Origin of the sequence: Photobacterium sp. 1_MG-2023, from assembly GCF_030547945.1 — a bacterium.
In the GTDB taxonomy this organism is placed as follows: Bacteria; Pseudomonadota; Gammaproteobacteria; order Enterobacterales; family Vibrionaceae; genus Photobacterium.
In genome coordinates, this window is record NZ_JAUORR010000008.1 from 115,786 (window position 1) to 128,095 (window position 12,310).

The window sequence follows — 12,310 nt, forward strand, 5'->3', positions numbered from 1 at the left end:
AACAAAATATGGATAAAAATATGAAATTAAACCTAATTGGCTTATCAATGGTTGCAATGACTCTTTCTTCAGCAGCTTTTGCGGATCCACTGGTGATTGCGCACCGGGGTGCATCAGGTTATCTGCCGGAGCATACGCTGGAAGCCAAAGCGATGGCTTATGCCATGAAGCCGGACTACATCGAGCAGGATGTGGTGATGACCAAAGACGACCAACTGGTGGTGCTGCATGATCATTATCTGGACCGCGTGACGGACGTAGCAGAGCAGTATCCAGACCGTGCGCGTGCCGATGGCCGCTATTACGCGATTGACTTTACGCTGGCAGAAATCAAGGGGTTGAAACTGACGGAAGGTTTCAACATTGATCAGGACGGCAACAAAGTCGCAGGCTATCCGAATCGTTTCCCGCTGTGGAAGTCTTCTTTTACGGTGCCGACCCTGCAAGAAGAAATCGAGTTGATTCAGGGCCTGAACAAAACACTGGGTTATGACATCGGTATCTATCCTGAAATCAAAGCGCCTTGGTTCCATCGCCATGAAGGGAAAGACATTTCGAAAGCACTGCTGAAAGTCCTGAAAGAATACGGCTACGACAGCAAAGACGACAAAGCTTTTGTGCAATGTTTTGACCCGATTGAGCTCAAGCGTATTCATCACGAGCTGATGCCGAAAATGGAGATGGATCTGAAGCTGGTTCAGCTGATGGCCTACACCGACTGGAACGAGACCATGGTGTATCAGGGCAAAGAAGCCACGCCGTACAACTACGATTGGATGTATGAAAAAGGCGGCATGAAGAAAGTGGCTGAGTATGCAGACGGCATCGGTCCATGGAAACCCATGCTGGTGGATGACAAGTCAACCCAAGACAACCTGATCATCCTGCCACTGATGAAAGCAGCCAAGTCTGCCGGTCTGGTGGTTCACCCGTATACCTTCCGTGCTGATGAGGGCCGGATTGCACCATACGCAGAGAACTTTGATGGCATGCTGGACGTGTTTTACAACAAAGTGAAAGTGGATGGTGTCTTCACCGACTTCCCGGACAAAGCCGTGTCTTTCCTGAATCGCGGTTAATCGGAACTGTCTCATCATGAAAAAGGGAGCGCATCGGCGCTCCCTTTGTTTTTCAGTTGATAGGGTTTACTTGAATCGCATCGACAGATCCATGGCCCGTACATGCTTGGTCAGCGCGCCAACAGAAATATAGTTAACACCGGTTTCGGCAAACGTCCGCAGGGTCTCGTCGGTCACATTGCCGGACACCTCCAGTGCGACCCGCCCCTGATTCAGTGCCACAGCTTCGCGCATCATCTCGGTGGAGAAATTATCCAGCATGACGATGTCGGCACCGGCCTCAATGGCTTGTTTCAGCTCATCCAGACTCTCGGTTTCTACTTCAACAGGCTTCCCCGGATTCAGTTGCTTCGCGGTTTCAATCGCTTGTTTGATCCCACCGCAGGCAATGATGTGGTTTTCTTTGATCAGATAGGCATCGAAGACACCGATGCGGTGATTGTAGCCACCGCCGCAGGCGACTGCATATTTCAGTGCGTTGCGCAGACCCGGAATCGTTTTACGGGTATCCAGCAGGCGGGTCTCAGTGCCGTCCAGCAGGTCGGCGTAATGCGCAACCTGCGTCGCGCAGCCGGACAAGGTCTGGATGAAGTTCATAGCATTGCGCTCACCAGTCAGCAGGATACGGGCAGGGCCACGCAGTATGCAAAGCACCTGATTGGGTGCCACCGGATCCCCGTCACTGACCTGCCATTCAATCTCAACTTCGCCGCCGAGCTGACGGAAGACTTCATCCGCCCACAGGCTGCCGCAAAATACGCCGTGCTCGCGGGTAATGATTGTGGCTTCTCCCTGGCTGTCTGCCGGGATCAGGCTGGCGGTGATATCGCGGCTGGCATCAATCTCGCCGCCCAAATCTTCCCGCAGGGCATCGGCCACGCTGCGGCGGATATCTTCCGGCAATTGCTGGCGCAGGTAGGCAAGGCGTGATTCAGAATCGTGTTTTTGTTCTGTAGGGTTCATTGTCTTTTCCGTCATGACTGAAGCGCAGAATGCTGATCATACTGTGAGATGCAGACAAGGGGAAGGCATTCACGGGTTGAGTGCGGGCGACTGTGGTTTTATGCTTGGCGCAGATTGAATCATTACAGGCAGGCAAAGCGATGGCGTTTACTATCAATAATGACCACTGGCTGAACGCGGTCAGGCAGGTTCCTTCTCCGTTTCATGATGCCAGAGCCACAGAGGCTGATATCACATTGCTGGTGATCCATAACATCAGTTTGCCACCAGGCCAGTTTGGCGGCCCTTATATAGAGCAGTTGTTTACCGGCCAGCTGGATCCGGCAGAACATCCTTACTTTGCGGAAATTCATCAGTTGCGCGTATCTGCCCATTGTCTGATCCGGCGTGATGGTGAAGTCATTCAGTTCGTGCCATTCAATGCACGCGCCTGGCATGCTGGTGTGTCTGAATTTGAGGGGCGGGCGAAGTGCAATGACTTTTCGATCGGCATTGAACTGGAAGGCACAGATACGATGCCATACACCCCGGCGCAATACGACACGCTCAAAGCACTGACGCTTGCACTGATGAAAACCTATCCGGCGATTACCCGCCCCAGAATTACCGGCCATGAGTTTATTGCACCGGGTCGGAAAACGGATCCCGGACTGGCGTTTGACTGGCATCGTTATAAAACAGCGCTGAAAGATTAAAAAATTTTTGGGATGTTTTACAAAAATTGACACATTTCTTATTGTGAATCTTTTGTTAATAAATTGGTCTGACCATTAACTTTTTATCCGGTTCTGGTTCGCAACATACGGAAATTTAGTCTAAAGTTGCCATAATTTTTGGCTTTTCAGCCTGTGCGAGAGGATTTTTGCACCTCGCTTTGGCTTTGACCTGTATCAAGTTGTCGGTAGACATCCTCAATTATTTCTGTAAAATTTCTGTATATAGTTAAATTGGTATGACCAATTAACCGGTCGCAGGGTCGAGCAGTCAGACAAAAAAATACAAGAAGCAGAAGCATCTAAATGACTTATAAGCGTATCCGCCAAGCCAAGCTCTCGGATGTCATTGAGCAGGAGCTTGAGCGACTGATTCTGGAGGGGATCTGGTCCCCCGGACACCAACTGCCGCCCGAACGAGAGTTAGCGCGGCAATTTGACGTATCTCGTCCTTCAGTCCGCGAAGCAATTCAACGCTTAGAAGCCAAGCATCTGCTGACCCGTCGTCAGGGTGGCGGCACCTTTGTCTCCAATCAGTTATGGCAAAGCTTTTCTGATCCATTGCTGGATTTACTGGCAGCACACCCTGAAACACAGCTTGATTTACTCGAGTCACGTCATGCCCTGGAAGGGTTGGCGGCATACTACGCAGCCCTGCGAGGCAACGAAGAAGATTTTGACCGTATCCGTGACTGTCACAGTCGGATACAGGAAGCCCAGCAACAGGGAGATCTGAAGTCTGAAGCTGCCGCAGTTATGCAATATCTGATTGCGGTGACAGAATCCGCTCATAATCTGGTCTTGCTGCATATCATCCGCAGTCTCGCCCCATTGCTGGAGCAAAACGTATACCAAAACTTTGAACTCCTGAACCGTCGCCCTGAGGTGGTGGAGAAGGTGAGCAAGCACCGAGCCGACATTGTGCAAGCGATCGTTTCCGGTCAGCCGGAAATGGCGCGAGAAGCATCGCATGCACATTTGGCTTATATCGAGGAAACATTGTTGGATTTAACCCTGGAAGACAGTCGACGTGAACGCTCTCTTCGCAGGATTCAACAACGCAAGGATGGGCTGGATTAATACCTCCCTCATATAAGCCGAGGTCGGTATCAAACAGTCGCGACATTGTTAGGGGCAACTAAAAACCCTAGTTTTGTAGAATATCAACGAAAGGATAGATCGCATGTCTGAAGTCATGAAGCATGACGTGGACGCACTGGAGACTCAAGAGTGGCTAGCAGCCCTGGAGTCCGTCGTTCGTGAAGAAGGTGTAGAGCGCGCACAGTACCTGTTGGAGCAAGTGCTGGAAAAAGCTCGTCTGGATGGTGTCGACATGCCGACTGGCATCACCACCAACTACATCAATACCATTCCTTCGGCGCAAGAGCCTGCGTACCCGGGTGACACTACTCTGGAACGCCGTATCCGTGCAATTATCCGCTGGAACGCTGTGATGATCGTACTGCGTGCTTCCAAGAAAGATCTGGAGCTGGGTGGCCATATGGCTTCTTTCCAGTCTTCTGCGGCTTTCTACGAAGTGTGCTTTAACCACTTCTTCCGTGCAGCGAACGAAACCGACGGCGGCGATCTGGTGTACTACCAGGGCCACATCTCTCCGGGTATCTACGCGCGTGCCTTCCTTGAAGGTCGTCTGACTGAAGAGCAGCTGGATAACTTCCGTCAGGAAGTGGACGGCAAAGGTCTGTCTTCTTACCCGCACCCGAAACTGATGCCTGAATTCTGGCAGTTCCCGACTGTATCTATGGGTCTGGGTCCGATTGCCTCTATCTATCAGGCACGTTTCCTGAAATATCTGCACGGCCGTGGTATGAAAGATACCTCTGCTCAGCGCGTTTACGCGTTCCTGGGCGACGGTGAGATGGATGAGCCAGAATCACGTGGTGCAATTTCTTTCGCTGCGCGTGAGAAACTGGACAACCTGTGCTTCCTGGTGAACTGTAACCTGCAGCGTCTGGACGGCCCGGTCATGGGTAACGGCAGCATCATCCAGGAACTGGAAGGTCTGTTCAAAGGTGCAGGCTGGAACGTCGTGAAAGTGATCTGGGGTAACAACTGGGATTCTCTGCTGGCCAAAGACACCACTGGTAAACTGCTGCAGCTGATGAACGAAACCATCGATGGTGACTACCAGACGTTCAAGTCCAAAGACGGCGCTTACGTGCGTGAGCACTTCTTCGGTAAATACCCAGAGACAGCGGCTCTGGTTGCTGACATGACGGATGACGAAATCTTCGCGCTTAAGCGTGGCGGTCACGAGTCTTCCAAACTGTACGCGGCATTCAAAAACGCGCAAGACACCCAAGGCAAGCCAACAGTGATTCTGGCCAAAACCGTGAAAGGTTACGGCATGGGTGAAGCGGCCGAAGGGAAGAACATTGCGCACCAGGTGAAGAAAATGGACATGACGCATGTTCTGCACCTGCGTGATCGCCTGGGTCTGCAAGATCTGGTGTCTGAAGAAGACGTGAAGAACCTGCCTTACCTGAAACTGGAAGAAGGGTCGAAAGAGCACGAATACCTGCACGCACGCCGTAAAGCGCTGCACGGTTACACGCCTAAGCGTCTGCCGAACTTCACCCAAGAGTTCATCACGCCTGAGCTGGAAGAGTTCAAGCCGCTGCTGGAAGAGCAGAAGCGTGATATCTCAACCACCATGGGCTTTGTGCGTGCACTGAACGTGCTGCTGAAGAACAAGAACATCGGTAAGAACGTTGTGCCAATCATTGCGGATGAAGCCCGTACGTTCGGTATGGAAGGCCTGTTCCGTCAAATCGGTATCTACAACCCGCACGGCCAGACGTATACCCCTGAAGACCGTGGCGTTGTGTCTTACTACAAAGAAGACACCGCAGGTCAGGTACTGCAGGAAGGGATTAACGAGCTGGGTGCGATGTCTTCGTGGGTCGCTGCGGCGACCTCGTACAGCACCAACGACCTGCCAATGATTCCGTTCTACATCTACTACTCTATGTTCGGCTTCCAGCGTGTGGGCGACATGGCGTGGATGGCGGGTGACCAGCAAGCACGTGGCTTCCTGCTGGGTGCAACGGCCGGTCGTACCACTCTGAACGGTGAAGGTCTGCAGCACGAAGATGGTCACAGCCACATTCTGGCGAACACCATCCCGAACTGTATCTCTTACGATCCGACGTTTGCGTACGAAGTGGCCGTTATCATGCAAGACGGTATCCGTCGCATGTATGGCGATCAGGAAAACGTGTTCTACTACCTGACGCTGATGAACGAAAACTACGCAATGCCAGCGATGCCGGAAGGCGCTGAAGAAGGTATCCGTAAGGGTATCTACAAGCTGGAAACTTACGCGGGCGATAAAGCGAAAGTTCAGCTGATGAGCTCAGGCACCATCATGAACGAAGTACGTAAAGCCGCTCAAATCCTGAGTGACGACTACGGCATCGCGTCTGACGTATTCTCTGTAACCTCATTCAACGAACTGGCCCGCGACGGTCAGGACGCAGAGCGTTACAACATGCTGCACCCGGAAGCAGAGCAGAAAGTCTCTTACATTGCGGAAGTGATGGGAACTGAACCTGCCATTGCAGCCACTGACTACATGAAGAACTATGCGGATCAGGTTCGTGCTTTCATCCCGGCTGAATCTTACAAGGTTCTGGGTACTGATGGCTTTGGCCGTTCTGACAGCCGTGAGAACCTGCGTCGTCACTTCGAAGTGAACGCTGGCTACGTGGTTGTTGCAGCTCTGAACGAACTGGCCAAGCGTGGTGATGTTGAGAAATCTGTTGTTGCAGAAGCAATCAAGAAATTCAACATTGACGCAGACAAGATCAACCCGCTATTCGCGTAAGAGGCAATAAACATGGCAATCGAAATTTTTGTACCAGACATCGGTGCTGATGAGGTTGAAGTTACTGAGATCCTGGTCAGCGTTGGCGACAAGATCGAAGAAGAACAGTCGCTGATCACTGTTGAAGGTGACAAAGCGTCTATGGAAGTGCCTGCTTCTCAAGCGGGTACTGTCAAAGAGATCAAAGTGGTTGCGGGCGACAAAGTATCGACCGGTTCTTTGATCATGGTGTTTGAAGCAGAGGGTGCAGCCGCGGCTGCACCTGCGCCAGCTGCAGAAGCAGCACCGGCCGCAGCGCCTGCAGCACCAGCCGCTGCTGAACTGAAAGAAGTTCACGTACCGGATATCGGTGGCGACGAAGTTGAAGTCACTGAAATCATGGTTGCTGTTGGCGACAGCGTGTCAGAAGAGCAATCTCTGATCACGGTTGAAGGCGACAAAGCATCGATGGAAGTTCCTGCGCCATTCGCAGGTACCGTGAAAGAAATCAAGATCGCTTCCGGCGACAAAGTGTCTACTGGCTCTCTGATCATGGTGTTCGAAGTGGCAGGTTCTGGTGCAGCAGCACCGGCACCAGTTGCTGAAGCAGCGCCTGCAGCTGCACCAGCAGCCGCGGCTGACAAAGAAGTGAATGTACCGGATATCGGTGGCGACGAAGTTGAAGTCACTGAAATCATGGTTGCCGTTGGCGACATGGTGGAAGAAGAGCAATCTCTGATCACTGTGGAAGGCGACAAAGCTTCAATGGAAGTTCCTGCACCATTCGCAGGTAAAGTGAAAGAAATCAAGATCGCGACGGGCGACAAAGTGTCAACCGGTTCTCTGATCATGGTGTTCGAAGTTGCCGGTGCAGCCCCAGCGGCAGCGCCTCAGGCAGCAGCACCAGCTCCGGCGGCAGCGCCTGCAGCAGCTCCGGCTGCGAAAGCAGAAGCACCAGCAGCGACTGGCGATTTCGTTGAAAACAACGAGTACGCTCACGCGTCTCCGGTTGTGCGTCGTCTGGCGCGTGAATTCGGCGTGAACCTGGCGAAAGTCAAAGGTACTGGCCGTAAGAACCGCGTTCTGAAAGAAGACGTACAGAGCTACGTGAAAGAAGCACTGAAGCGTCTGGAATCTGGTGCTGCGGCATCTGGTAAAGGCGACGGCGCCGCTCTGGGTCTGCTGCCTTGGCCGAAAGTTGATTTCAGCAAGTTCGGTGACACTGAAGTTCAGCCACTGTCTCGCATCAAGAAGATCTCTGGCGCGAACCTGCACCGTAACTGGGTGATGATCCCGCATGTGACTCAGTGGGATAACGCTGATATCACGGCGCTGGAAGCATTCCGTAAAGAGCAGAATGCCATCGAAGCGAAGAAAGATTCAGGCATGAAGATCACCCCGCTGGTGTTCATCATGAAAGCTGTTGCGAAGTCGCTGGAAGCCTTCCCTGCCTTCAACTCTTCTCTGTCTGAAGACGGTGAGAGCCTGATCCTGAAGAAATACGTGAACGTTGGTATCGCGGTAGACACACCAAACGGCCTGGTTGTGCCAGTGTTCAAAGATGTGAACAAGAAAGGCATCTACGAGCTATCTGAAGAACTGATGGTTGTTTCTAAGAAAGCGCGTGCTGGTAAACTGACGGCTGCAGACATGCAGGGCGGCTGCTTCACCATCTCAAGCCTGGGTGGCCTGGGTGGTACTGCATTCACACCAATCGTGAATGCACCGGAAGTCGGCATCCTGGGTGTGTCTAAGTCTGAGATGAAACCTGTTTGGAACGGCAAGGACTTTGAACCTCGCCTGATGCTGCCACTGTCACTGTCTTACGATCACCGCGTGATCGACGGTGCAGAAGGTGCACGCTTCATTACTTACCTGAACGGCATGCTGTCCGACATTCGTCGCCTGGTGCTGTAAAAGGTGTGACCCGAGATTCCTTGCCCGTATGACGGGCAAGGAATTGTTGCCTGGCTCACAGGGAATGCCATTTTCCTTTTCAGGGTGATAACAGGTCTGTAAACTGTTGCGCGGTCTGAAAATAAAAAATAATGCATTCTGCCTTACAGCCAGTTTAGGGATAGATGACTTACAACGAGGTCAATAATGAGTAAAGAAATTAAAGCCCAGGTCGTAGTTCTAGGCTCAGGTCCTGCCGGTTACTCTGCCGCTTTCCGTTGCGCAGACTTAGGTCTGGAAACGGTTCTGATTGAAAAATACAGCACGCTGGGTGGCGTTTGCCTGAACGTGGGTTGTATCCCATCGAAAGCACTGCTGCACGTGGCGAAAGTCATCGAAGAAGCAAAAGCCATGGCTGAGCACGGCGTGGTCTTCGGTGAGCCGCAAACGGACATCAACAAGATCCGCATCTGGAAAGAAAAAGTCATCAACCAACTGACTGGCGGTCTGGGTGGTATGGCGAAAATGCGTAAAGTGACGGTTGTGAACGGTTACGGTAAATTTACCGGTCCGAACACCATTGTTGTTGAAGGCGAAGAAGCCACCACAGTGAACTTCGATAACGCGATCATCGCTGCAGGTTCTCGTCCGATCGAGCTGCCATTTATCCCGCATGAAGACCCACGTATCTGGGACTCTACAGATGCGCTGGAACTGAAAGAAGTTCCTGAGAAACTGCTGGTCATGGGTGGTGGTATCATCGGTCTGGAAATGGGAACTGTGTATGATGCACTGGGCTCTCAGATCGACGTGGTTGAAATGTTTGACCAGGTGATCCCTGCGGCAGACAAAGACATCGTGAAAGTCTTCACCAAGCGTATCAGCAAGAAGTTCAATCTGATGCTGGAAACCAAAGTGACTGCGGTTGAAGCGAAGGAAGACGGCATCTACGTATCAATGGAAGGCAAGAAAGCACCTGCTGAGCCTGTTCGTTATGATGCAGTTCTGGTTGCGATTGGCCGTACACCAAACGGTAAGCTGATCGACGCTGAGAAAGCGGGTGTTGCTGTTGATGAGCGTGGTTTCATCAACACCGACAAGCAAATGCGGACCAACGTCCCACACATCTTCGCAATCGGCGACGTTGTGGGTCAGCCAATGCTGGCGCACAAAGGTGTGCATGAAGGTCACGTGGCTGCTGAAGTGATTGCTGGTAAGAAGCATTACTTCGACCCGAAAGTCATTCCTTCTATTGCGTACACTGAGCCAGAAGTGGCTTGGGTTGGTAAGACTGAGAAAGAAGCGAAAGCAGAAGGCATCAACTACGAAGTTGCAACCTTCCCATGGGCAGCCTCTGGCCGTGCGATTGCTTCTGACTGTGCCGACGGTATGACGAAGATGATCTTCGACAAAGACACCAACCGCGTCATCGGTGGTGCCATTGTGGGGACCAACGGTGGTGAGCTGCTGGGCGAAATCGGTCTGGCAATCGAGATGGGCTGTGATGCCGAAGACATCGCGCTGACCATCCACGCGCACCCGACGCTGCACGAGTCTGTTGGTCTGGCTGCGGAAGTGTTCGAAGGTTCGATCACTGACCTGCCAAACGCAAAAGCGAAGAAGAAAAAGTAAGTTCTTACCTTTTCTGAACGCATGAAAAAAGCGCCCATCGGGCGCTTTTTTACGTTCTGAGCCTGCGTTATGGCTTTCGGTGCCTGCTATCTTGTGGCGAAAGATGCCTGCGAAGGGCGCTCTGGCTCGCCGCTTTTGCTCCTCCTTCCATGTGTAATGGCGGAGGAGTGTTCAGGGCTCGTATCAGAGGCTGTAAAAACTGATTACTGTTTGAAACTGCTGACCATACGCTCCAGACGAACGGACAGTGCGTGCAGATTCTGGCTGGCCGTCACCATGTCGTTGGCCGTTTCGGACGTCCGCTGGGTATTTTCGTTGATATCTTCGATGTTGACATTGATATCGCTGACTACGGTGGATTGCTCTTCGGTTGCGGTCGCAACCTGAGTATTCAGATCCGAAATCTGCATGATTTGGTCATTGATCAACTGCAGAGCCTTGGTGGCATCGTGAGATGCCTGCGTCCCGGCTTCAGTGAGCTGCTGACTGTTCTGCATTGCCTGAACGGCGTTCTGTGCTTCCTGCTGCAGACGGTCAATCATGGTCTGAATCTCATCTGTTGATTTCGCTGTCCGGCTGGCCAGATTACGGACTTCTTCAGCAACCACTGCAAAGCCACGGCCCTGTTCTCCGGCACGGGCTGCTTCGATCGCGGCATTGAGTGCCAGCAAGTTGGTTTGCTCCGACACCCCACGAATGACTTCCAGAATACCGCCAATCGCTACGGTGTTATCGGCCAGATCACTGATGACCCGGACCATGTTGTTCATGTCGCTGGCCAACTGTTCAATACTGTCCTGCGCACTCAGAACGACCTGCTGGCCATTGCTGGTGGCAGAGGTTGCCTGTGATGCGGATTCAGCAGCATAAGCGGCGTTTCCGGCGATTTCGCTGACCGTTGCCCCCATTTCATTAATCGCGGTTGCAACCTGTACGGTGCGATCACGCTGATACTGACTGTGCGTGAGCGTCGTCTGTGCATGCTCAGAAACCTGCTCTGCAGCAACCCGCAGATCGGTCCCGGTGCTGGCAATGTCGGTCACCAGTGCATGAATCTTGTTGGCAAAGGCGTTGAATCCTTCGCCCAGCTGTGCAATTTCATCTCGTCCGGAAACCGGGATTCGCCGGCTCAGATCGCCATCGCCTTCACCCAGTTCACGGAAGGTGTTGGCGGCCTGCTGAATCGGGCGGGTAATGGTCTGGCTCAAATAGACGGCCAGACCGATAAAGGCCAGCGTGGTCAGGATCACCAGTAAAATGACGTGATTCCGGGTTTCATTCAGTTCAGCAAACACTTCATGCTCAGGCACCTGAGCAATGACAAACCAGTTCATGGACGGAATATAGCTGGAAGCCAGCAGCAGTTGCTCGCCATTGTGCTCTGTCGTGAACAGGTTAAAGGATTGCTTTTCGAGCAGAATCCGGCTGTCGGCACCGAAGCGGTCGGTTAAGCGAGATTTGTCCGGATTGCGGTTGTTGGGATCGAGCTGGACCACACCCTTGGCATCAGTCAGGACAACAAAACCGCTCTGCTCTAATTTCAATTGAGACAATAAGTTCGCCATATCATTGAAAGAGCGGGAAAAACCAGACATTCCTTTGCCGTTGATCTGCTGGAAATTGACAAAGAGTTTCAGTTCGCCATTGGCTTCCCGAAAGACCTGAACCATTCTTGACTCGTTACTGTCACGAAAACCAAAAAACCAGTTATCCTGATTGCGGTTCAGGCGGCGCAGGAAGCCATTCTGGTTCCAGTAATCGCCGGTGTCCCGGTTGGCAATCGAAGCATCATTCAGCCCGTATTGCGCCTTTAGCTGATTGAGCAAATCGACCAGTTGCTGGTTGTCCGCCTCACTGACGGGTTGTTCAAGTAATTTGAGGGTGGCGTGATTGGACGCCAGTTGCTCGGTCGCACTTTGCAGAAGCTTGACTTCTGACTCTACCTGATCGCGAAAATGCGTCAGCCGGGTGGGGAGTTCACTGGTGAGTAATCTGGACTGAATAATTTGTTGTGACTGACTCAAACTGAGATAGCTGACCAGTGCACAGGAAGCGATGACAGCGATACTCATCGCCAGCGTCAGCTTTTGTCTGATGGAAAGGTGCTTGATATTCATGCATCAATTCTCTGTTGCTACCGACATATCTGCGGTATAAGTGTTCGGATTCGTTGTGATTTATTTGCCAGTTTCTTGGAACTG

General features: G+C 52.2%; 8 protein-coding genes. 6 read left to right on the top strand and 2 right to left on the bottom strand.

Annotated features, from left to right (window positions below):
- Positions 1-20: 20 nt before the first annotated feature.
- Complete coding sequence (gene glpQ / locus Q4579_RS09555; RefSeq protein ID WP_303563534.1) at positions 21-1,079, top strand: glycerophosphodiester phosphodiesterase; 1,059 nt, start codon at positions 21-23, stop codon at positions 1,077-1,079.
- 66 nt (positions 1,080-1,145) lie between these two features.
- Here the strand turns inward: glpQ and nadC are convergent, their stop codons facing one another.
- Positions 1,146-2,057, bottom strand: a complete 912-nt coding sequence (gene nadC / locus Q4579_RS09560) for a carboxylating nicotinate-nucleotide diphosphorylase (RefSeq protein ID WP_303563535.1) — start codon at positions 2,055-2,057, stop codon at positions 1,146-1,148.
- A gap of 125 nt (positions 2,058-2,182) precedes the next feature.
- Here nadC and ampD point away from each other — a divergent pair, with 125 nt between their 5' ends.
- The 5 genes from ampD to lpdA all read left to right on the top strand — a co-directional run bounded on the left by ampD (position 2,183) and on the right by lpdA (position 10,109).
- Positions 2,183-2,737 (top strand): 1,6-anhydro-N-acetylmuramyl-L-alanine amidase AmpD, encoded by a 555-nt coding sequence (ampD, locus tag Q4579_RS09565; RefSeq protein WP_303563596.1) that lies wholly within the window; start codon positions 2,183-2,185, stop codon positions 2,735-2,737.
- Positions 2,738-3,061: 324 nt separating this feature from the next.
- Positions 3,062-3,835, top strand: coding sequence for a pyruvate dehydrogenase complex transcriptional repressor PdhR (gene pdhR / locus Q4579_RS09570; RefSeq protein ID WP_303563537.1), 774 nt, complete (start codon positions 3,062-3,064; stop codon positions 3,833-3,835).
- A gap of 103 nt (positions 3,836-3,938) precedes the next feature.
- A complete protein-coding gene (gene aceE / locus Q4579_RS09575) occupies positions 3,939-6,602 on the top strand; it encodes a pyruvate dehydrogenase (acetyl-transferring), homodimeric type (RefSeq protein WP_303563539.1) in 2,664 nt (887 codons plus the stop codon).
- A 12-nt stretch (positions 6,603-6,614) separates the two neighbouring features.
- The gene (gene aceF, locus Q4579_RS09580) at positions 6,615-8,498 is read left to right on the top strand and encodes a pyruvate dehydrogenase complex dihydrolipoyllysine-residue acetyltransferase (protein WP_303563540.1); all 1,884 of its coding nucleotides are present in this window, start codon (positions 6,615-6,617) and stop codon (positions 8,496-8,498) included.
- A 186-nt stretch (positions 8,499-8,684) separates the two neighbouring features.
- The gene (lpdA, locus tag Q4579_RS09585; RefSeq protein ID WP_211646303.1) at positions 8,685-10,109 is read left to right on the top strand and encodes a dihydrolipoyl dehydrogenase; all 1,425 of its coding nucleotides are present in this window, start codon (positions 8,685-8,687) and stop codon (positions 10,107-10,109) included.
- A gap of 203 nt (positions 10,110-10,312) precedes the next feature.
- Here the strand turns inward: lpdA and Q4579_RS09590 are convergent, their stop codons facing one another.
- On the bottom strand, positions 10,313-12,226 hold the full coding sequence (locus Q4579_RS09590; protein ID WP_303563542.1) for a methyl-accepting chemotaxis protein: 1,914 nt from the start codon (positions 12,224-12,226) through the stop codon (positions 10,313-10,315).
- Between the last annotated feature and the right edge of the window lie 84 nt (positions 12,227-12,310).

Bases quoted from the DNA above. Each gene is read 5' to 3' on its own strand.
- aceF (WP_303563540.1), top strand. From the start codon at position 6,615: ATGGCAATCGAAATTTTTGTACCAGACATCGGTGCTGATGAGGTTGAA.
- ampD (WP_303563596.1), top strand. From the start codon at position 2,183: ATGGCGTTTACTATCAATAATGACCACTGGCTGAACGCGGTCAGGCAG.
- glpQ (WP_303563534.1), top strand. From the start codon at position 21: ATGAAATTAAACCTAATTGGCTTATCAATGGTTGCAATGACTCTTTCT.
- Q4579_RS09590 (WP_303563542.1), bottom strand. From the start codon at position 12,226: ATGAATATCAAGCACCTTTCCATCAGACAAAAGCTGACGCTGGCGATG.
- nadC (WP_303563535.1), bottom strand. From the start codon at position 2,057: ATGACGGAAAAGACAATGAACCCTACAGAACAAAAACACGATTCTGAA.
- lpdA (WP_211646303.1), top strand. From the start codon at position 8,685: ATGAGTAAAGAAATTAAAGCCCAGGTCGTAGTTCTAGGCTCAGGTCCT.
- pdhR (WP_303563537.1), top strand. From the start codon at position 3,062: ATGACTTATAAGCGTATCCGCCAAGCCAAGCTCTCGGATGTCATTGAG.
- aceE (WP_303563539.1), top strand. From the start codon at position 3,939: ATGTCTGAAGTCATGAAGCATGACGTGGACGCACTGGAGACTCAAGAG.